The organism is Scytonema sp. UIC 10036 (assembly GCF_009725235.1).
The window spans coordinates 1-20,863 of sequence record NZ_WJFC01000227.1; the positions used below are offsets into that span (position 1 = coordinate 1).

At 43.1% G+C, this 20,863-nt stretch carries 17 protein-coding genes and 1 pseudogene; 11 read left to right on the plus strand and 7 right to left on the minus strand.

The features are described from left to right. Positions 1-597 precede the first annotated feature (597 nt). The 3 genes from F7734_RS52290 to murI all read left to right on the plus strand — a co-directional run bounded on the left by F7734_RS52290 (position 598) and on the right by murI (position 6,185). Positions 598-2,547, plus strand: coding sequence for an N-acetylmuramoyl-L-alanine amidase (locus F7734_RS52290; RefSeq protein ID WP_166482695.1), 1,950 nt, complete (start codon positions 598-600; stop codon positions 2,545-2,547). 660 nt (positions 2,548-3,207) lie between these two features. Next, positions 3,208-5,235 (plus strand): N-acetylmuramoyl-L-alanine amidase, encoded by a 2,028-nt coding sequence (locus F7734_RS52295; RefSeq protein WP_166482696.1) that lies wholly within the window; start codon positions 3,208-3,210, stop codon positions 5,233-5,235. Positions 5,236-5,339: 104 nt separating this feature from the next. Continuing rightward, positions 5,340-6,185: a glutamate racemase gene (gene murI / locus F7734_RS52300; protein WP_347566436.1), complete on the plus strand. Its 846-nt coding sequence runs from the start codon at positions 5,340-5,342 to the stop codon at positions 6,183-6,185. Positions 6,186-6,457: 272 nt separating this feature from the next. Here the strand turns inward: murI and F7734_RS52305 are convergent, their stop codons facing one another. After that, the gene (locus F7734_RS52305; RefSeq protein ID WP_155752161.1) at positions 6,458-6,652 is read right to left on the minus strand and encodes a hypothetical protein; all 195 of its coding nucleotides are present in this window, start codon (positions 6,650-6,652) and stop codon (positions 6,458-6,460) included. Between the two features lie 1,152 nt (positions 6,653-7,804). Between F7734_RS52305 and sds the strand changes: the two genes are divergently transcribed. Then, positions 7,805-8,776, plus strand: a complete 972-nt coding sequence (sds, locus tag F7734_RS52310; RefSeq protein ID WP_155752162.1) for a solanesyl diphosphate synthase — start codon at positions 7,805-7,807, stop codon at positions 8,774-8,776. 209 nt (positions 8,777-8,985) lie between these two features. On the opposite strand, the gene F7734_RS52315 is transcribed toward sds, so the two are convergent. Continuing rightward, complete coding sequence (locus F7734_RS52315) at positions 8,986-9,459, minus strand: hypothetical protein (RefSeq protein WP_155752163.1); 474 nt, start codon at positions 9,457-9,459, stop codon at positions 8,986-8,988. Between the two features lie 255 nt (positions 9,460-9,714). On the opposite strand from F7734_RS52315, the gene hetZ reads away from it, so the two are divergent. The 3 genes from hetZ (at position 9,715) to F7734_RS52330 (ending at position 14,439) form a co-directional block, all read left to right on the plus strand. Continuing rightward, the gene (gene hetZ / locus F7734_RS52320; RefSeq protein WP_155752164.1) at positions 9,715-10,905 is read left to right on the plus strand and encodes a heterocyst differentiation protein HetZ; all 1,191 of its coding nucleotides are present in this window, start codon (positions 9,715-9,717) and stop codon (positions 10,903-10,905) included. Next, positions 10,898-11,881, plus strand: a complete 984-nt coding sequence (locus tag F7734_RS52325) for a PatU (RefSeq protein WP_155752165.1) — start codon at positions 10,898-10,900, stop codon at positions 11,879-11,881. The genes hetZ and F7734_RS52325 overlap by 8 nt, the downstream gene beginning before the upstream one ends. Before the next feature lie 251 nt (positions 11,882-12,132). Beyond that, positions 12,133-14,439: a DUF3488 and DUF4129 domain-containing transglutaminase family protein gene (locus F7734_RS52330; protein ID WP_155752166.1), complete on the plus strand. Its 2,307-nt coding sequence runs from the start codon at positions 12,133-12,135 to the stop codon at positions 14,437-14,439. A gap of 77 nt (positions 14,440-14,516) precedes the next feature. Here F7734_RS52330 and F7734_RS52335 read toward each other — a convergent pair whose 3' ends face one another. After that, entirely contained in the window at positions 14,517-14,759 is a 243-nt protein-coding gene (locus F7734_RS52335) for a hypothetical protein (protein WP_243147548.1), read from the minus strand. Positions 14,760-15,358: 599 nt separating this feature from the next. Here F7734_RS52335 and F7734_RS52340 point away from each other — a divergent pair. Then, positions 15,359-15,625: a DUF370 domain-containing protein gene (locus F7734_RS52340; RefSeq protein ID WP_038079793.1), complete on the plus strand. Its 267-nt coding sequence runs from the start codon at positions 15,359-15,361 to the stop codon at positions 15,623-15,625. A 174-nt stretch (positions 15,626-15,799) separates the two neighbouring features. After that, positions 15,800-16,399 carry a guanylate kinase gene (gene gmk, locus F7734_RS52345; RefSeq protein WP_155752167.1) on the plus strand — a complete coding sequence of 200 codons (600 nt, stop codon included), beginning with the start codon at positions 15,800-15,802 and terminating at the stop codon, positions 16,397-16,399. 73 nt (positions 16,400-16,472) lie between these two features. Here gmk and F7734_RS52350 read toward each other — a convergent pair whose 3' ends face one another. From F7734_RS52350 to F7734_RS52360, 3 genes are all read right to left on the minus strand, one after another. Then, positions 16,473-16,991 carry a photosystem I reaction center subunit XI gene (locus tag F7734_RS52350; RefSeq protein ID WP_166482697.1) on the minus strand — a complete coding sequence of 173 codons (519 nt, stop codon included), beginning with the start codon at positions 16,989-16,991 and terminating at the stop codon, positions 16,473-16,475. 595 nt (positions 16,992-17,586) lie between these two features. After that, positions 17,587-17,718, minus strand: coding sequence for a Photosystem I reaction center subunit IX (locus tag F7734_RS52355; RefSeq protein WP_155752169.1), 132 nt, complete (start codon positions 17,716-17,718; stop codon positions 17,587-17,589). Between the two features lie 171 nt (positions 17,719-17,889). After that, the gene (locus F7734_RS52360; RefSeq protein ID WP_155752170.1) at positions 17,890-18,387 is read right to left on the minus strand and encodes a Photosystem I reaction center subunit III; all 498 of its coding nucleotides are present in this window, start codon (positions 18,385-18,387) and stop codon (positions 17,890-17,892) included. Between the two features lie 273 nt (positions 18,388-18,660). Here F7734_RS52360 and tsaD point away from each other — a divergent pair, with 273 nt between their 5' ends. Further along, complete coding sequence (gene tsaD, locus F7734_RS52365) at positions 18,661-19,701, plus strand: tRNA (adenosine(37)-N6)-threonylcarbamoyltransferase complex transferase subunit TsaD (protein ID WP_155752171.1); 1,041 nt, start codon at positions 18,661-18,663, stop codon at positions 19,699-19,701. Positions 19,702-19,724: 23 nt separating this feature from the next. Here tsaD and F7734_RS52370 read toward each other — a convergent pair whose 3' ends face one another. Beyond that, positions 19,725-20,675, minus strand: a complete 951-nt coding sequence (locus F7734_RS52370) for an alpha/beta hydrolase (protein ID WP_155752172.1) — start codon at positions 20,673-20,675, stop codon at positions 19,725-19,727. A gap of 6 nt (positions 20,676-20,681) precedes the next feature. Between F7734_RS52370 and F7734_RS52375 the strand changes: the two are divergent. Further along, a pseudogene (locus F7734_RS52375) lies at positions 20,682-20,863 on the plus strand (hypothetical protein); the annotation flags it as partial.

A 20,863-nucleotide genomic window follows, 5' to 3' on the forward strand; every position in this document is an offset into this window, starting at 1 on the left:
CCCTACCCCCTACCCCCGTGCCACTACTGAGTTCTTTGTAAAGACTGTTTCCTATATATCACCAAGACCAATGGAACTTATATTTCCAAATTTACGTCTCCAGAGATGGAATTTTTAGGAATTTTTTCTAAAAACAAACGACTTTAGGTGTGTTTTTTTTGTCCTTCCATTACCCTGCTCTCTAGTTCAACCCTAGATATTTTCTAGCCATTAATACAGTAGGACTTAAAAGTCAATACCACATTGGAAAATAGCAGCTAACAGTTGGCAGTTGGTGCATCAAATACCAAAAATGACACAACTCAATGAATCCCTTGTCAATTCAAGTGTTACCTGTAGGGATTGACTGCTGTTGAAAATGCTGGTTATCTCATTAATTAGTGTAGTCTAGTGCTTTAGAAAAATGGACTTTATTTAATGTCATAACGGCATAGCAAATAGGAACGGGCATGCTAGATTCGACGCCACTATTCCAATTCCTAGTAAGGATTTGATGCTTTCAGCATCAAAGCCAAGGTGTGGGCGGTGATGGTGTGAGGATGTGCCAACACTTTGAAATTTTGACGGCTCTATGAATGCGAATCAGGAGAAAACACTGTGAAAATGCACTGGTTACTACCTGGTACCTTTGTAACTACTTCATTATGTATGCTGGCTACGCCTGCGGAAGCAGCGAAGTTACAGTCTTGGCGTTTTGATGCCAATCAAAATCGGTTGGAAATCAATACCGAAGGTGCTGTTCAACCTCGGGCGCAACTGGTTTTTAACCCCACGCGCTTGGTTATCGATTTACCAGGAATAGAATTTGGGCGTCCGCAGTTGACAAAGTCAGTTGGGGGTGCTATTCGCTCTGTTCGGATCGGTCAATTTGAGAAAGCAATAACTCGTGTTGTTGTCGAATTGAGTCCGGGTTATACCCTCGATCCAAAACAAGTGAAATTTGAGGGAAAAACTGCCAGACGCTGGATAGTACAATTACCAACACCACAGGCTGAGCAAATAGGAACCTCGAACGAAAGCGAGGAAGTTAGGATCTCAACTTCAAGAAATGTTTCCCCTCCCAGAAATACGTCATCTGTAAACAATGTTTATAGCGTTGTCACGGTAGACTCGCAAGAAGAAAACAAACCCGAGTTTTCAAAACAAGTTGTAACTATTCCTGAAGCTACCACTCAAATTGAGAGCTTGCTAGTCACAGGGGACGGTTTATTTGTCCGCACAAATGGAGAAACACCCAAATTTCAAATTATTCGCAGTCGCGATCGCTCTACTATCTTTGTTGATATCCCCGGTGCTACCCTCGCGTCAAATTTTTCACAGCCGGATGTCAAAGCCAACCAGTATGGGATAAACCGCATTGAGTTTAACCAACTGCGAACAACAAGACCAACTGTGAGACTGACGTTACGAGTCGATCGAGATAGCCCAGACTGGCGGATCAGTACGAGCAATATTGGTAGCAGTAGTGGTTTAGTGCTGCTACCCAATCGTTTTGCAAATAACTCTCCCAGAGAAAATAACTCAAATAATTTAAACGTCCCAACTGAGAGTCAATCCATACCAATGCCTGCACCATCTAGCAACAACTCTATTGCGACAATTCAGTCAGTAGATGTTGCTGGTACGCAACTGCTGATTAGAGCCGATAATGCTCTATCATCTGCCAGCACTGGTTGGGATAAGTCTTCAGGTTTCTACCGAATTACTATTCCTAATGCTAGGTTAGCTCCTTCTGTCAAAGGTCCAAATTTTAGTGCTAGCAGCCCCATTTTGCGCGTCCGCTTGCAACAGCAAGACCAACGTACAGTGGTGATATTTGTTCAACCCTCATCAGGCGTGCGTTTTGGACAACTCAACCGAGCAAACAATCAACTGCTAGCTCTGGAACTAGAACGTACCCGTACAATATTGCCTTCCCCAGGCTTACCACCCATTACGCGAACAAACCCACAACCCCTACCACCTAGATCGGCTACGATTCCATCTCGGAGTCCTCGCGTTCCTAATGGAAGAGTTATTATTGTTGTTGACCCCGGACATGGAGGTAGAGATCCAGGAGCAATTGGCATTGGGGGACTTCAAGAGAAGGATGTTATTTTACCAATCAGCTCGAGAATAGCGGAAATCTTGCAGCAAAAAGGCATACAAGTAGTGCTAACCCGAAATGCTGACTACTTCGTAGAGCTCCAAGGAAGGGTTGACATGGCAGAGAAGGTAAACGCTGATGTGTTTGTTAGTATCCATGCTAACTCAGCAGGATCTGGTCGTCCAGATGTTAGTGGTTTGGAAACATATTATTACGAAAGCGGTTTAAGTCTAGCTAGAATTGTTCACAACAGTATTATCCGCAGTGTGAACGTCAAAGACCGAGGAGTCAGGAAAGCAAGATTCTATGTCCTTAGAAAAAGTTCTATGCCTTCGATTCTTGTGGAAACAGGTTTTTTAACCGGTCGTGAAGACGCCGCTAAGCTGGGTAACCGCCTGTATCAAAATCAAATGGCAGAGGCGATCGCTAATGGTATTGTTGAGTACCTCAGGCAGAGATAACAGAATCTAGAAACTTTCTACTTTGTCTAAAAATAAATTCCCGATGGGCTGTTACCTTAGCACGATTGCAGGTAACAGCCGATATTCTTTTATATATATTCTGTAAAAAGTGTTTATTTAAACTTCAAATTGGGAATAATGTGTGACATCACACTTAACTTACCTGATGGTGATGGATATGAGTACGGTTATAAGACCCAGAATTTCCACAAAATCCCACAACTTCTTGCCTTTGTCACCTTAAAGATAGGACTATAAAAAGAAGAAATAGGCAATTGACTAGCCCTCCCTTGCAAGGCAGATGGCTCCTCTGCCTCCTGCCCTCTGTCTTTGTTTTGACCCAACCCAAGCATCTATATTTTTTAATTTATACATCAGTGGGGTCTGTGAGTCCGTACCATATCAGTAACCGTGTCGAGCATCTGAAGTGTGAAGTATGAAATATGAGTAAATTCCACCAAAATATTGAATATTTGTAACGAGTTATACTACTTTTTTCATTCTTTATCCTTCATCCTTATAAACTTCATCCGGCAAGAATTAAGCGCAAGCTTTACTTCTAAAGTGACTTTCTAATAATGCGAAGCGGTGACGGTGTGAGTCCTTGCCAAAGCTTTGGCATTTTGACAGATCTTATAAATACGAATCTGGAGAAAAACTGTGAAAATCAACTGGCTGTTACCTAGTGCTGTTGCAACAAGTGCTTTGTTCATGGCTTCGTCGCCAGCGCATGCAGCAAAACTGCAATCCTGGCGATATGATGTCAATCAAAATCGATTGGAGTTTCGTACTGAGGGACCTGTTCAACCCCAGGCACAACTAATTTTTCACCCCACTCGCCTAGTCATTGATTTGCCGGGAGTGGCATTGGGACGCCGACAGATCGAGCAGCAAGTTGGTGGTGCAATTCGCGTTATCCGTATTGCACAATTAAACGAACAAACAACTCGCCTTGTTTTGGAACTGAGTCCAGGTTATACCCTCGATCCAAAGCAGGTGAAATTTGAGGGGAGAACTCCCAGTCGTTGGTTCGTACAATTACCGACGCCAGAAGCAGAACTTGGAGTTCCCTCTTCATTAAATGTTTACAGTGTTGTCAAACCTAACCCCAATACAGCACAAACACAGGAACCGAATGCTAGTGTCTACACCGAACCTGTTCCCAATATAAACTTTGAGTCACTTCCAAGACGAACCGTTATCAGTCGTGCTAATAACAGCAATCTTGCTGAAGGTATGGCTCAAATTGAGAACTTACGTGTCACGGGTGATGGGTTGTATGTCCGTACCAGTGGTAGCATTCCTAAGGTGAAGATGTTTCGCAGCAAGGACAAGAGTGCTATCAATATTGATATTTCGGGCACTGCTTTATCATCTGATTTAGCCATGCGGGATGTACCTGTGAACAAACATGGTGTTAGACACGTAGAATTTACCGAACTCAGAAATCTACCTGGTGTCCGGATGACGTTATGGGTAGAAAAAGATAGCCCGGACTGGGGAGTAAACGTTAACTCTGATGGCAGTTTAGTACTTCTACCAAACAGTAGTGGAGTGAGAGTATCTGAAAATAACGTTAGGAATAATGACGATCGTAACTCAAGTCGTTACTCGGATAATAACGTTAGAAATAATGACGATCGTAACTCAAGTCGTTACTCAGAAAATAACCCACGTTTTGACGAAAGAGCAAATAACTTACTGCCTACAATTCAATCCATAGAATTAGGTAGTGCTGGCGCGCAACTATTTATTAAAGCTGATGGCACTTTAGCTTCTATTGATAGTAACTGGGAGAGATCTTCCGGTTTTTACCGAATCACAATACCTAATGCTAGATTAGCAACTCCAGTCAAAGGTCCAAGTCTGGAGGCTAGCAGCCCCGTTCTCCGCATCCGATTGCAACAAAAAGATTCCCGTACAGTTGTTATGTACATTCAACCAGCACCCGGAGTGCGAATTGGACAGCTAAATCAGCTGACAGAGCGGGTTTTGTCCCTACAATTACACCGCACTCGCTCGGTAACTTCTCCATTTTCTTTGCCACCTTTGGCAAGACCATCATATCCACAAGCCATGCCCAACGGATCGATGACAATTAATCCGACTTATGGAAGACAACCACAAGTACGACGAAGAGCACCCAATGGGCGCGTTGTGATTGTTGTTGACCCCGGACATGGTGGTAAAGATTCTGGTGCTCCAGGTCTTGGCGGATTGCTAGAAAAGAACGTGGTTCTACCTATTAGTCAGAGGGTAGCATCTGTTTTGGAGCAAAACGGCGTACAGGTAGTGCTAACTCGTAATTCTGACTACTTTGTAGAACTTCAAGGACGGGTAGACATAGCAGACCGAGCAAATGCCGATTTATTTGTTAGCGTTCACTCTAATTCTATTGACGGTCGTCCTGATGTTAATGGTTTAGAAACGTATTACTATGAGAGCGGTTACAGTTTAGCTCGTGTCGTCCATAATACTATTCTTGAAAGCATCCCAAGCCTTAAAAACAGAGGAGTTCGGAAAGCTCGATTTTATGTTCTTAGAAAAAGTTCTATGCCTTCGATTTTAGTAGAAACCGGCTATATGAGTGGTGTAGAGGATAATCCCAGGTTGGGAAGTCCCGAATACCAAAATCGTATGGCGGACGCGATCGCTCAAGGTATACTTCGTTACTTGCGTCAAAGATAGTCACGAAGAGCTAATGGCTAATTGCTAATCTTTGTTTTTTATTAGCAATTAGCCATCAGCCATTGTATATTCAATCGCAAAACATAAATTAATATTTTCTGCCTGTGTTGAGCTATTCTCATTTTGATAACGAACCCCAACGTGCCTCAATTGGCATTTTTGATAGTGGTGTAGGTGGTTTAACGGTACTGCGACAACTTTACAAGCAGCTCCCCAATGAATCGATTATTTACTTTGGGGATACAGCTCGACTTCCTTATGGCATTCGCACACCAGGTGAGATCGTACAGTATGTACGTGACATCCTAGACTGGATGCAACAGCAACAAGTGAAGATGGTCATTATGGCATGTAACACCAGTTCTGCTTTAGCCTTGGAGGCAGTTCAGAATGAATATCCCTTTCCTGTTTTAGGAATTATCTACTCAGGGGCAATGGCAGCAGTGGAGCGTGGTAAACGCATTGGGGTGATTGCGACTCCGGCAACTGCCAAAAGTAATGCATATCGACATGCTATCCTAGAAGTAAATCCCCAAACTCAAGTCTGGCAAGTAGGTTGTCCGGAGTTTGTGCCACTGATTGAACAAAATCGCGTTCAAGATCCCTACACCATAGATGTGGCACGCTCATACCTCGAACCACTCATACACCATCAGATTGACACTCTAGTCTACGGCTGCACTCACTACCCTCACCTCGCACCAGTACTGCGATCGCTGCTGCCATCCCAAGTACAGTTAGTCGATCCTGCCATACACGTCGTTGCTGCTTGTGCTCAAGAACTGGATGTGATGGGTTTGAAAAATACCCATCCACCAGTACCAACCCGCTTTGCTGTCAGTGGCTGTCCACAACAGTTCGCTCAGTCTTGCTTGCAATGGTTGGGTTATACCCCAACCGTTCAGGCAGTCTGCTGGGCTGAGAGGTTAGAGGTTAGGGTTAGGGGGTAGGGGGTAGGGTGTTAACTTTGTGCATTTTTTGAGGAAAAAAGTTCATGCAGTTTTTGTGTCGCCAATTTATGGATGAAAACCCCATTTAATCAGGCTTTTATCCTTATGCTTTCAGACATAGATTTTGCATGAAAAATTATCGCCTAAAAACTCTTAGAGTCAACACCCTAGGTAGGGGGTAGGGGGACAAGGGAGAAGTACTAGTAACTCATATTGACTCCCTACTCCCTACCCCTTAATCCCTACCCCCTCTCTTGACTCTTGATGCTTGACTAGTGTAGGCTAGTAGCTTCAGTCACGTTTGACGCTAGTGTTACGTCCTCTTTGTTTGTTTGAGAAACTCGCGAAGAGTTCACAGTGGCTGTCTTGTTTCCAGTTCTCTTGGCTAGTGCTAACAAGAGATAGACTGCTAACAAATAACCAGAAGCTAATATAAAAATCATCATAGGCATTTTTCCGTAAATCATCTTCTCTACCGGGTCTTGTGTCCAAGGGTTATAAACTTAAATAAATAATGGTAGAACTACAGCCACGAACTACACTTTGTAGTGGCTGTTTTCTACGTAAAATACTAATCGGTAGAGCTAAATGCTCTCCGAGCAATCCATTTGTCAGGAATTTTTCGCAAACTATACCTACAGCAACAAACAGTTGGTTTACCGAAAAGCAAACACCGTCTGCTGCTTCAGCAGTCTACCCAGTCTGCATTATTTTGAACGCACTTGATGTGTGTACTTGCATTGCAAGCACTTTCTCTGTGCTTATTTACGATGACGTTTCCCCTATAGGAAGCGCATGGCTTTAACCTTGAGGTTTTGGACACGAGGGGATTAACCAACGAATAACTCCCTTGGTTAAAGCCCACGATACTTTATTCACTCACAACACCAGTAGAGGAAAACACCTCTTGGTGATTTTCTCGCCCGGATGGTGAATCTCTCAATAATTTAAAATCCCTAGATTTTAGCGTAACACAACCAACCTGACTTTTTCGCCAATTTTTCTGCTAAATTTAAAATTTTCTAGAGTGAGTTATATACGCTGTCAAAGTAATATTTTTTACTTTAAAAGCTGGTGTGTACAAAATTTTACTTTTTTTCACTTAAAAGTCAATTTAGTCTTGTTTTCAATTTTACCAGCCAAAACGTTATAGTAAATTTACTGAAAATTAAATTTTTTATGAAGATAAGCACTTTGATCTAATATAAGAGATTGATAAAACTTCTTAAAAAAGTATTAAAAGCAGCTTTACCGTGCGAACATATACTCAAAACTGCCTCAGTATGTTTTTCTCTACATAAGGAAAAAATAAAAATTTCATACTCGAGCTTTTTAACTGTATGCTACCACCTTAAGAATTGTAACAACACAATCCCCTACAAGCAATTACTCACAACGCTTTTAACAGTCACCAGTGAGCAGTGACCAATCCCCAATCCACGCATCCCCAATCCCCAATCCCCAATCCAAAATCCAAAATCCAAAATCCAAAATCCAAAATCCAAGCATCTCCAATTTCTTTATCGTTCTATGCCCCTATCTCAAAAAACGACTAGATATCTTAAAATGAGTAGAAGATATGTAAACTTTCGTAAATTAAAGCCAGAGTCTGCCCATCCATGACCCCAGCCACCTCCCTTTTTTCCCCAGTGGAAGCTGACCTGCTTTTACTAGCAGACAATTTGAAACAGCTAGTTGGAAACGGTCACCCCATCCTTTGTGCAGCCGCCGAACACTTATTTGGAGCTGGGGGAAAGCGTATCAGACCAGCCATTGTCTTACTCATCTCGCGGGCAACAATGCTTCAGCAAGACATTACGCCTCGCCATCGTCGCCTAGCTGAGATTACAGAAATGATTCATACAGCTAGCTTGGTACATGACGATGTGGTTGATGAATCAGAAATGCGACGCAATGTTCCTACAGTTCACAGTTTGTTTGGTAACCGGATTGCTATTCTAGCAGGAGATTTTTTGTTTGCTCAATCTTCTTGGTATCTAGCAAACTTGGACAACTTAGAAGTGGTGAAACTACTGTCGCAAGTCATTATGGATCTGGCAACTGGCGAAATCCAGCAGGGATTAAGTCGATTTGATAGCAGTATAACTATTGAGACTTATTTGAATAAGAGTTATTACAAAACCGCCTCTTTAATTGCTAACAGTGCTAAGGCAGCAGGAGTTTTGAGCGAAGTTTCTCAAGAAGTCACCGAGCATTTGTATAACTACGGGCGTCACATTGGTTTGGCGTTCCAGATTGTGGATGACATTCTAGATTTCACAAGTTCGGCAGATACCTTAGGTAAACCAGCTTCTTCAGATTTAAAAAGTGGTAATTTAACAGCACCTGTTTTATTCGCGTTAGAAGAACAACCGTACTTGGAAGTTTTGATAGAAAGAGAGTTTGCCCAAGAAGGAGATTTAGACCAAGCCCTCTCCCTAATTGAAGATAGTCACGGTCTACAGCGAGCAAAGGAATTAGCAGCCCATCATGCTCGCTTGGCAGTAGAGCACATAGCAGATCTACCCCCCTCCGATTGCCGTCAAGCGCTCATTAAGATGGCTGATTACGTGTTGAGTCGTCTTTACTAAAGACTGGGGATTGGGGACAAGGAAGACAAGGAAGACAAGGGAGACAAGGGGATTAGGAAAAATCCTCAACCCTAATTCCCAATCCCCAGTCCCTAATCCCCAGTCCCCAATCCCTAATTTTCAAGACTTAATAACTAAATCATATACATAGACCTAGTCATTGGTTTAGCATGAGAGTATACATGCTAGTACCTGATAGCTGATAAAATTTATGCAATGTCCGGAGGAATTTGCATATTCTTTCTGTTCTCTTGAAGCTTCTGCTGAATTAGGTTTTCCAGGTCAGTTCGTCTGATTTCTACTCCATTACTGCTAATGCCAGAAGTTTCAAAAAAAACTATACTATCTACGGGTTCCATTGCTACCAGTTGGAACAAAATGTGAGTGACAGGGACGGGTGTAGCTACCAATTGAGGGTCAAGCCCAGCATTTGATTTGCCTGGGACATCCTGTAATGTAGGAAAAGCATAAATTACGCGCTTTTCTATCTGTGGATTTGCGCGGTTGCTTAATGTAGTCAAAACCCAGCTTCCATCCAAATTTTGGAGTATGTAGTATTGGGAACGGCGTAATTTCTGGGCGATCGCGCTAAGGACAGGAGCGATTGCTGTGACAAGTTGCGGTGTTACACCATCTTTGGGTGCATTGTCAATCAGCAATTGAATTTGTGCTTGTAAATCCATAATCACCTGTAAACTGCGAGTGGTGGTATTTATAACATCTAAGCAGTGACCAGTAAGCAGTGACCGATAAGCAGCGATCTGAGCCTTTGGGTTTGCTCAAGTAGTGGACTTACCGCTGACAAATCTGATTCACCAGCAAATACTGACCTATAAACAATTAATAATTGGTTACTGGTCACTGGTCACTGGTCACTGACAAAAAAGCAGGCTTACAGGTTGTACTCAAGTATGTTAGGGTCTTTTTAAAACTTGATTATGAATTCAGCCGCAACCGTAACAATTCAGGGAGTAAGTTCTATCGGCGTGGAGGCGATATATCAACTCCTATTTAAGGAGCTTCAGCAGTCAACGAAAGCTTCGGATCACAACTGTCGTGATGTGTCAACACGAATAGCCGCCGAGGTCAACAGAATTTGCAGTGAGAGCAAACGCATCCAAGCCGCCGGTGCTGTGGAAAACTCCGCGATCGCTCTAGCCAAACATAGGCTGCAACAGTGTCTCAGGTACTACGAGTTGGGTTCTAATCGAGGTAGGGTAGAATTACACAGCACTTTAAGCGCGATTATTTATCGCTACATCAATCCCCCTCAAAGACAGTTGAGCTATCAAGGACGGCTCGTTGTCATTGAAGATTTCTTACAGAGTTTTTACTTAGAATCCTTAAACGCTTTCCGACGAGAAAACCAACTGACAACTAGTTATCGTCCGCAAACTCTGTTGGAATTGGCAGAGTATATGGCATTTACCGAACGCTATGCCAAAAGGAGGATTCCCTTACCAGGACGCCAGCAACAGCTCATTATTCTTCGAGCACAAACATTTTCCCAACAACAACCACCGGAAACTTGTGTTGACATAGAACAAGCCGCAGAGGGAAGCGGTAACGAAGGCGATGGTTCTTGGGAAGATCCTGCCGTGCAGCAATTGCGAAGTGCAATGGCAACACAGCCAGAACCCGAACCCCAAGAAGATACTTTGCGTTCTGTAGTGATTGCAGAATTGATGAACTACCTAGAAGAAAAACAACAATCAGACTGTGCTGATTACTTTTCCCTCCGCCTGCAAGATTTATCAGCGCAGGAAATAGAGTCTATCCTGGGATTAACACCGAGGCAAAGAGATTATTTGCAACAACGATTTAAGTATCACTTAATTCGATTTGCACTGCTGCATCGCTGGGAGTTAGTGCATGAGTGGCTAGAAGCCGATTTACGCACTAACCTGGGATTGACACCACAGCAGTGGCAAATTTATACAACAAAACTGGACGATAAGCAAAGGTCTCTATTAGAGTTGAAACAACAGGGAATACCTGATGAAAAGATTGCCAAAACTTTAGGGTTATCAATGGCACAATTGCAAAAACGGTGGTTTAAAATTCTTGAGCACGCTTGGGAAATTCGTAACTCTTTAATATCCGGATCGGGTGCATCTACTCATGAATAGTGACTCAGAATCCTTACAAAACCAGTTGCTTGCTTGGTTATTGGGTGAACCCCAAACAACTGAAGAAGGAAACTTGGCAGATTGTGAGGACGTTCAGGGGGTAAACAATCTAGACGAAACAGCCGCCGCTACCAACGGTGGCGATTTTCGATCGAGACAATCACCCCAAACCTTTCAACTGGGAGAAATTCCTACTGTGCAAGAACGTTTCCAAGCCGTCCTTAAACGTCGGTTACAAATTCAAATTGAAAATCATCCGCCGCTGTTCCCTTGGGAAAATCAACTGACAGACTACCCCGATTATGTAGACAAACCGTCAGTTGATTTAGTTCCGGTCTGGGGGTGGGCGGCACAACAAGTCAAGCTGAATTTGCCAATTCTGTTACCGGAAAGAGTTTTCCAGATGTTACTGGAAAAGTGCCAAGGATTAGTGTCGTCTTCATTACCGTTGGGGACTAAACTGGTTCAAGCTGTGGAAAACCTCTTCCCAACAGAGCCAGAGCTAATCAATGACATAGCCGGATTAGTGCTGAGAAGTCCCTATAGATCTGCCGTAGATGCTATAGAGACTATGCCGAATTTAGAAAGTAGCTACTCAGATTTACAGCCCCGCCAACAAATGGCGCTATCATTAATGGCGGCAAAACAGCTGTTAGAGAATTTGACGCTACCCATTTCACCAACCGATCCACTTGTAGAAAGACAATGGTTAACTAGCGCAGGTGTTCTTACCTTAAGGGTAGAATATCAAACCCAAGGACATGCCACCAAGCTACGGGTTCAAAGCGAGTTACCTGGAGCGGGCATTTTAAACCTTCAGGGAGAAGCCTCTCAAGCAATGGTAGAGTCTTCAAGTCCGGGATGTGTAAATGTCGAATTAAATGACATACAACTCAACCAGACTTATACCTTAGAAGTCGAGTTAAAAGAAATAGACACCAGACCACTTGTTTTTGTAATTGTTCCCACAGCGTAAATCGCTTTTGCCATCGCTAGCACCTTAAATTAATAAAACGCCATTGTGACGAAATGAAAATCCTGGTTTTGAGCAATTCTCTTTTCAATATAAAGCGTCATTAGGGCGTCTACAGAAAGCTGCTATGAGGAAGAAACGAAGAGGAGATACGGTTTGACCGACTCGCTGGTTCTTTGTAGCGTCCAAGATTGCCGCTTTGATCGCATACCCATAGACTGCTTTCTTGCTTTTAAATGATTAACAAATCCAGGATGAATTGGCGTCTACCTATTGTCCATCTCTTGCGGCAAAGTATGCAGGAGACGCCATTGGTGGAAGTAGAAAATACAATTACCTTACGGGTGCTAGTGCTAGCGTTGGTGGTGGTTGGGATTATCGCCACGGATATTGCTGCAGAGACTAAATTTAGTTTTTGGGCAGTACCTCTTTCAGTCGTTGGTGCGATTTGGAGTTACCACAGTCGCCGCGAACGTAATGTCTCGGTTAAGTTTTGTATCGCCATAGGAATGCTAGCAGCATTGGGTGCTTTCTTTGGACGATTATTTGGGGAGCTCAATGACACGCGTTTGGCTTTGGCGGAGTTATTAATTCAACTCCAAGTGCTTCACAGCTTTGATATGCCCCGTCGCAAAGACTTGGGTTATTCAATTGTCATCGGGTTGATTTTGCTTGGTGTTGCCGCAACACTGAGTCAAACTCTAGCATTTGCACCAGTGCTGCTATTATTCTTGGCAATTGCTTTACCGACCTTGGTTCTTGATTACCGCTCTCGACTGGGATTTCAAAAATTTGTTTCGTTCCCTGGTTCAACCAGGGAACAACAAAAAACTTCGTCTCTTTTAAATTGGAAATTTCTTTTCTTCAATTTTTTAATCATCGTGGTAGCGGGACTGGGTATTTTTGCTGTTTTACCCAGAGTTCCCGGCTATCAACTGCGTATGTTCCCAGTAAGCGCTCCAATTAACGTTAAAGGAGAGTTTACTGGGCGTAGTATTATTAACCCTGGCTACATACGCCGAGGTAACGCTTCTCAAAATCAAGGTGCTGCCTCCAGTGGATTGGGAGAAGACCAACCCGGTGCTCCAGGAAAACTAAATGATAATTTTTATTACGGTTTTAGCAGCCAAATAAATCAAAACCTGCGGGGAGAGATGAAACCCAAAGTGGTGATGCGAGTGCGATCGCAGAGCCCTGGTTTTTGGCGAGTCTTGGGGTTCGATCGCTACACGGGTAAAGGATGGGAAATTTCTCGCAACGAGCAAGTTGAAACAGTCAAGCGTTCTCCTTGGTCTTTTCAAATTTTTCTGCCAAGAGCCATCTTTAGCGGTCAAAGTCAAGACGTAGTACAAACCTACACTGTGGTATCGGATTTGCCCAACTTAATTCCAGCTATGGCACATCCCAAAGAAATTTACTTTCCGACACCAATAGTCGCGGTAGATAAAGAAGGCGGGTTGCGAGCACCCGTTGAATTATCAGAAGGTTTAACTTACACGGTGGTGTCAGAAGTCCCACTGCGCGATCGCACTTTGTTGAGAACAAGTTCAACCAAGTATCCAGAGAGTTTTAAAAAGTATTACCTACAAATCCCCGATGGAATTGCCGAAAAAATCAGAAAACACACTGAAGGAATATTAGCCAACTACAATCTAGAACGGGTAGGCAAATCCCAAAAAGCGCTGGAATCACCTTATGAAATAGCTCTGTACTTGGCTCAGTATTTAAAGCAACACTATAGTTTTCCAGATAATCCCTTTGGGTTGCCTTACCTGGGTGAAAAAGAAGACTTAGTAGAAGCTTTCTTGTTCAAGCACAAAGGAGGATACCCAGACCATTTTTCCACAGTACTGACAGTGATGCTGCGTTCTATCGGTATACCAGCAAGGTTGGTAGCAGGATTTAGTTCGGGAGAATTTAATCCATTTACGGGAATGTACGTTGTCCGCAACACCGATGCTTACGCAATGACGGAAGTTTACTTCCCCAAATATGGCTGGTATGCTTTTGACCCAATCCCAAATCATCCTTTGATTCCCCCGTCTGTGGAAGACACAGAAACATTTAGCGTTCTCCATCAATTTTGGAACTGGGTTGCTGGATGGTTACCAACTCCACTCAAAGGTTTTCTCAATACTATATTTGGAACGATATTTAATTGGATTTCCAAAGCATTGTCGTGGTTTATCTCATTATTTAGCCAAGGTTGGGCTGGAGCGATCGCGGGATTAACAGTAGGAACAGCATCCGCCTTTTGTAGTTGGATGGCATGGCGTTTGTGGGGACAGTGGCGGTATCGTATGAAACTGAGAAAATTACCGCCCATGGAAAGCCTCTATCAACAAATGCTCAAGTGGGCAGCCCAAAAAGGTTTAGGTAAACATCCAGCACAAACACCGTTGGAGTTTGCTCGCGTATCATATGACCATCACGCCTCTGGGATTGCCGAAGTCATAGATGAAATTTGCCAAGCTTACGTAAGTTGGCGTTATGGTGACTACGCACCCGATCTAAATCGATTGCAACAAAGATGGCGGGAGTTAAATAAAACACCCAAATAGGTAAGGCTAAAGTCCACTCTACTCCCTCGTTCCCAGGCTGAGCCTGGGAATGCCTTACAGGCTCCGCCTCCAGACACCTAGTTCTTCAAACTCAAAAGAAACGCTTGCCGAGCTGCAAAATAGCTTCTTACCTCCGCAGGCGTTAGAAGTACAACCGTTGTTTCATGTCGAATTGGTTGCAACAAAGAATTTTGACTGCAATAAAAATCACTAGCTTTTCGGTACGCGCAATCAGCACTTATACCAGGTATCCGAAAGTAATCCCCTACTTGTAGTTCTTCAAAAGTCATAAGACGTATCAAAATAATCGATATTGCCATCTTGATGACTCACCTACCGTCATGCTAGGTGATTCTTTCCGGTCATTGGTTATACTCAACCAAGCCTGTGGCTATCAACTGCCACCTACCCTGTCTACCTAATTCAAGATTAGGTTTTAGGCTACTTTTCTTATGCAATGAACACGTCACTCAGCCAGTTCGGTACGCTCTGTAACCTGCCTTTATTTACGCCTTCTCGTCATACTGTCATTAGGTCTTGCCTAACCGTTGTTTCACGGTCGCCGGGATTTCTCCGTACTAGGATACTTCAACACGTAGACGTATTTGTTCATGCATCAGAATTTTAACACAAAGCCGCTCCTTTAGGACGGGGTTTTAAACCCATTTTTTTGATAATTTTGCTGCTCAAGAGCAGTCCCTACATAATAAGTCAAGTTACTAGCTTGACTCAGTAGACTTTACCTATATCCATAGATAGATTTTTAATGCTGTTCGGGCAGAAATAGCTAAAAAAAGCGTTTCTTAGTTAAAAACTTGAATTGGCTTTAATTTATTCGTTGTAACTCCTGTTTTTTATGGATAACATGGAAAATAGTTCAAATTAAGCTTCTCACACCACGTTTGGCGTCAGTTTTTTTATGGACATTCAGTTAATCAACATCGGTTTCGGCAATATTGTGTCTGCCAACCGAGTCGTTGCCATAGTTAGTCCAGAGTCTGCTCCAATCAAACGAATCATCACAGATGCGCGCGATCGGGGTCAGCTCGTAGATGCAACTTATGGGCGGCGTACTAGGGCTGTTATTATTACTGATTCAAGTCACGTTATTCTTTCGGCAATTCAACCGGAGACAGTAGCAAATCGCTTCGTGATTACCCGCGAACATCAAACTGTCGATAATTAACAATGAAGGGTCAGTAACCCCACCTTATTTTGGCAACATCAGCAGTACCATGTGGATTAAACTAGTTCTATGTCACTAAGACTACAAATACGTTAGTTGATAGTCACCTTGCCAGCCCATGAAAGACTAATGACTCTTGAGCTAGGTTTATCGATCAATTCACAGGTTAAGCGGATGATGCAAGTTCTACCCACCAGAAGTGGTGCTACTACCAAAGAATGCCCGCCTGTTGGCAGGCTGATTATTTTAACCGGTCCGAGTGGAGTAGGTAAAGGTACTTTAATGCGAAGTCTCCTACAGCGTCATTCGGATCTGCATTATTCCGTATCCGTGACGACTCGTCCTCCTCGTCCTGGAGAAATAGACGGAAAACACTATAACTTCATCAGTCGTGGTGAGTTTGAAAAATTAGTCGCCGGTGGCGAATTACTGGAGTGGGCAGAATATGCGGGTAACTATTACGGTACTCCTCGTGAAACCGTAATTAACCAAATTCGCTCTGGTAAATCTGTCGTATTAGAAATTGAGTTAGAAGGAGCACGACAAGTTCGCGCTTCTTTTAAAGGCGAGCGCAGCATTTTTATTTTGCCGCCCTCGATAGAGGAGTTAGAAAAACGGATACGCGGTCGCGCTCAAGATTCAGAAGAGGCGATCGCTCGTCGTTTGCGCCGCGCTAAAGAAGAAATTAGTGCTGCCAATGAATTTGATATTCAGATCGTGAATGACGATTTAGAATCCGCACTAAAAGCTTTAGAAGAAGCTATTTTTGGTTAGGGGTTAGTTGTTAGTGGTTAGTTGTTAGTTGTTAACCAATAACCATTAACAACCAACCACTAACTATTAACTATTAACCAAACAGACCTTGAATAAGCCCTAAGTTACTAGTCAACAAGTAAGCGACAACCGCGCCACCAATACCACCGATTAAGAAAGCACTAGCAAAGTTGTTCCAGCCTTCTCCAGATTTAAAAGCTTCTGGAGGATTGGGTGTGGTAACAGTAACGTGGGGCTGAGGGGGATTGCTGTTGCCATATAAAGATAAGGAACCAGTTGCAATCACAATCAAGCCCAAAGTTGCTAGTAAACCAGCCAGGTTAGCATTGGCGGTATCGCGTAGAGGACCCAATTTGGCAAAAGGACCAAAGATCCAGTAACCATGAGCCATGCCAATTTCTAGCCCGCGTCTGAAAGTAGTGATTCCAGGACGGTATGCAGGTAAGTTGCCGATGTACCACTTGGTTAAAGGAGAAGCATTGATTGGTGTTTCCAAGTTGCCTCTCTGAGGATCTCGCCACTCAGGAAAAACTACCTCGCGATTTCTAGCATCGCTTGGACGATTTTTGGATGCATCTACGGCTTGTGCTATATCTGCCATACTTTATGTTTGCCTCTAGATAAAATGATGGCTTTATTTTCAAGTTAATAATAATTGTTAATCTTAGCTAAATTTCATTTTTACTATCGAACTTTATAAAAATTAATTTAGTTTTTAAAATGCTCAAACACATACACCTTATACAAATTTAAAATTCTAAATTTTCGCTCGCAATCCTTTAATTTAGATATACAAGACTATAATTTAATCTTTTAAGATTAAGTAGGTAGGGCTAAAGCCCACCGTCAGATGTTGGCAAACACCATCCATCCCACAGTAGTTAAAATTTTTCACATAGTGTTCCCTAGTCTGCTGAGGTACAGAGCGAGCTGCGCCCTTGGGTGCTACAGGTTGCGGTTAATTATTTCTTCGGTGTACCTCATGAAAGTAGGAATTGCTATAAATCATTTACGGTTCCCATACAAGTTAGAAGCTAAAAGTTACGAGTCAGGATTTATAATCTATGAGTTTTTGAAGATATTTCTTAGAAGAAATTTAGGCAGGGCAAAATGCTAATTTCTAAAAACTCTAGATTCAATATCTAACTCTTAACTCCTAACTTCTAACGTCTAACTGTTATCCCTTACTACGGCATTGGATGAAAAAGGAGGTCAGGGAAGAAGTAGTTAAACACAATCAACAAAACAGCAGTGAGAATCAAATTGGCAAACAACAAAACTGGTGCCAATGAAAGATAACCAAGAAAATTATTTTGCATGAAACGTTCTCCCAGTCAAGCAACTGATTTAGAATTACTTAGTAACTAGTTGGTAGTGGATCGTTAGTCGTTACTAATGATTAGTAGACCAGTGGTTCCACTAACCCTTTGGGTTCGTCAGTCTCCTATGGCGGGAAACCAGCCTACAGGGCGCTTACTCACCACTAACTACTAACGTGGTGAAATGGGAATTTCTTCATCCTTGGCTGTTAATTTACCTGAAAGAAATTCTTGCAGTGCAGCTACAGGCCAAGTAAAGCCAGAAAGCATGATTGGCAATGCTTTAGGCACCTCAATCTTGACTTCCCGCCATTCTACGTCTCCACCTTCTGCCTTATTTTTCTGTAGATAGGTACGACCTACCCAACCAATCCAACCAGCAATGTAGAGGAAGAGAATACTAGGAATGATAAAATCTCCGGCACGATCCAAACGACCATCCACAATTAGGTGAGGAAGTCCTTCAGGACCGCACAGGGCTTGAGAATAACGCTCAAAGCGCTTTTCCCCTGATGCAGGGTCAAAATTAGTAGCGCGGGCAGAGTCTACCCGTTCTAGAAAAGCAGGCGATTCTTTGCAAGGAACCAAACCCGCCCCTAAGGCAAGCGCTTTAGGAGCAAAGTTGAACCAAACACAAATCGCTAAAATCAGAGCAAACAAGCATCGCATGAAGTTGTTTCCTTTTATTACGAAACAAAAAGTTTTCTGTACAACACGAAGCGGCTCGTACAACCTTAGATTTGCAAAGTTAGCAAGTCATCACTAGCAAGTCATCATACTCTTGTGCGTGAACCGAGTAAAGTTGAAGTAAATAAAAGTTAAAGCTTCTCAATGGGATGAGGGGGTAGGGGGTAGGGGTTAGAAGTTAGAGAAACTCCCTATTCCCTACTCCCTAACCCTATTCCCTACTCCCTAACCCTATTCCCTACTCCCTATTCCACAATGACAACTGTTTTAGCAATCGAAACTAGCTGTGATGAGACTGCAGTCGCAATTGTTAACAATCGTCAAGTTTGTAGTAGTATTATTGCGTCTCAAATCCCAGTTCATCAGCAGTACGGTGGGGTCGTGCCGGAAGTTGCATCCCGCCAACATTTAGATACAATCAATGGAGCGATCGCCCAAGCTTTGGAACAAGCGCAACTTGATTGGGAAAAAATCGATGGGATCGCAGCCACCTGCGCGCCTGGGCTGGTAGGCGCACTCTTAGTTGGGTTAACGGCTGCTAAAACCTTAGCAATGGTACACAACAAACCATTTCTGGGAGTCCATCACCTAGAAGGTCATATTTATGCCACTTACTTAAGTGAACCCGCATTAGAGCCACCTTTCTTAAGTTTGTTGGTTTCCGGTGGACACACAAGCTTGATTTATGTCAAAGATTGTGGTAAATATGAAACCTTGGGTGAAACACGCGATGATGCAGCGGGTGAAGCCTTCGATAAGGTTGCGCGTTTGATGAACTTGGGGTACCCTGGAGGACCCGTTATAGATAAATTGGCTAAAGAAGGAAATCCACAGGCATTTACACTGCCGGAAGGGAAAGTATCCCTGCCAACTGGTGGATACCATCGTTATGATGCCAGCTTTAGTGGTTTAAAGACCGCAGTGTTGAGACTTGTACAGCAGTTTGAGCAAGATGAGCAGCCAATTCCTACAGCAGATGTGGCAGCTAGTTTCCAGGAAACAGTAGCGCGATCGCTAACCAAGAGAACTATTGCTTGTGCGTTAGACTACGGTCTTGCCACGATAGCGATTGGTGGAGGCGTAGCGGCTAACAGTGGTTTGAGAAAACATTTACAACAAGCTGCAGAAACTCATAAACTGCGCGTACTATTTCCTCCCCTCAAATTTTGTACAGACAATGCTGCCATGATAGGATGTGCTGCTGCCGATCACCTCAACAGAGGTCACACCTCAGCCTTGACATTAAACGTCCGGTCTCGGCTAGCACTCACTCAAGTTATGGAGTTGTATCAGTGACCAGTGTTATTAGCTATTAGCTATTAGCCATTAACCATTGACTGTTCGCTATTGACTGTTGACATATGACTTTTGATTAAAGAGTGAATGTGAGTAGCAACAGCGTCCGGCTGTTCTAACATAGCTAGATGACCGCAATGGGGAATTTCAATGACATTGTCCCCGCTATATTGAAATAGTCGATGGAAACTAGCTAGATGACGGACATATTTGGGTTCCATAACCTTATCTTCCTCCCCTGCAAGAAAGTAGACTGGTTGATTTAATTGGGAAACCAGTTGAGGTAAACGATTAACCTCTTCTTCTGTTGTAGAATCTAGGAGCGATCCCAAAGCAGCTTCTGGATCTGCAACAACAAAATCAATCACTCGTTGGCGTGCCCAATAGCGATCCAAAGGACGTGCTACATTTGCCCGTGTAAACAGCAAATCAATTAAAGGCAATTGGCTAAGCCAGCGTGGGCGGACTTGTAAAAACTTTTGACCTGCTGAGCGGAACTGCTCAAAAGCTTCTTTGAGATAAATACCACCACCTGAATTAATACAAATCACTCCCTTAACATACTCAGGTATTTCAGATGCTGTCCAAAGGCCAATAGTGCCGCCCAAAGAATGACCAATTAGCCAAGCGCTAGAAATATTAAGTTTTTGTAAAAGACCGACTAAATCTTGAGCGTAAGCTGCAGGGCTGTAGAAAGAATCGAAGGGATTAAGAATAGTACCCGTGGATTGAGTGCTCAGATTCAAATACGTTAGGTCTTGGCTGCGATCGGTCTTTAATTTAGGCTGGGATTCACCAAAACCCCTTAAATCATAACAAAGGCATTGGAAACTATCTGCCAACCGAGAGATAACAGGTTGCCAGTATCCACGACTATTGAGCCATCCGTGGATAAAAACAAGAGTGTGAGGGTAGGATGTAGGAGCAGTTAGCTCGTATGCGTGTGGAACGCCCAGGATTTCGATGGTTGCCATATCTCTATGGTACCCGTTTCAATTGGGAATTGGGAATTGGGGATTTTGGATTTTGGATTTTGGATTTTGGATTTTGGATTTTGGAATTGGGAATTGGGAATTGGGAATTGGGATTTTGGAATTGGGATTTTGGATTTGGGATCTTGGAATTGGGAATTGGGAATTGGGAATTGGGAATTGGGAATTGG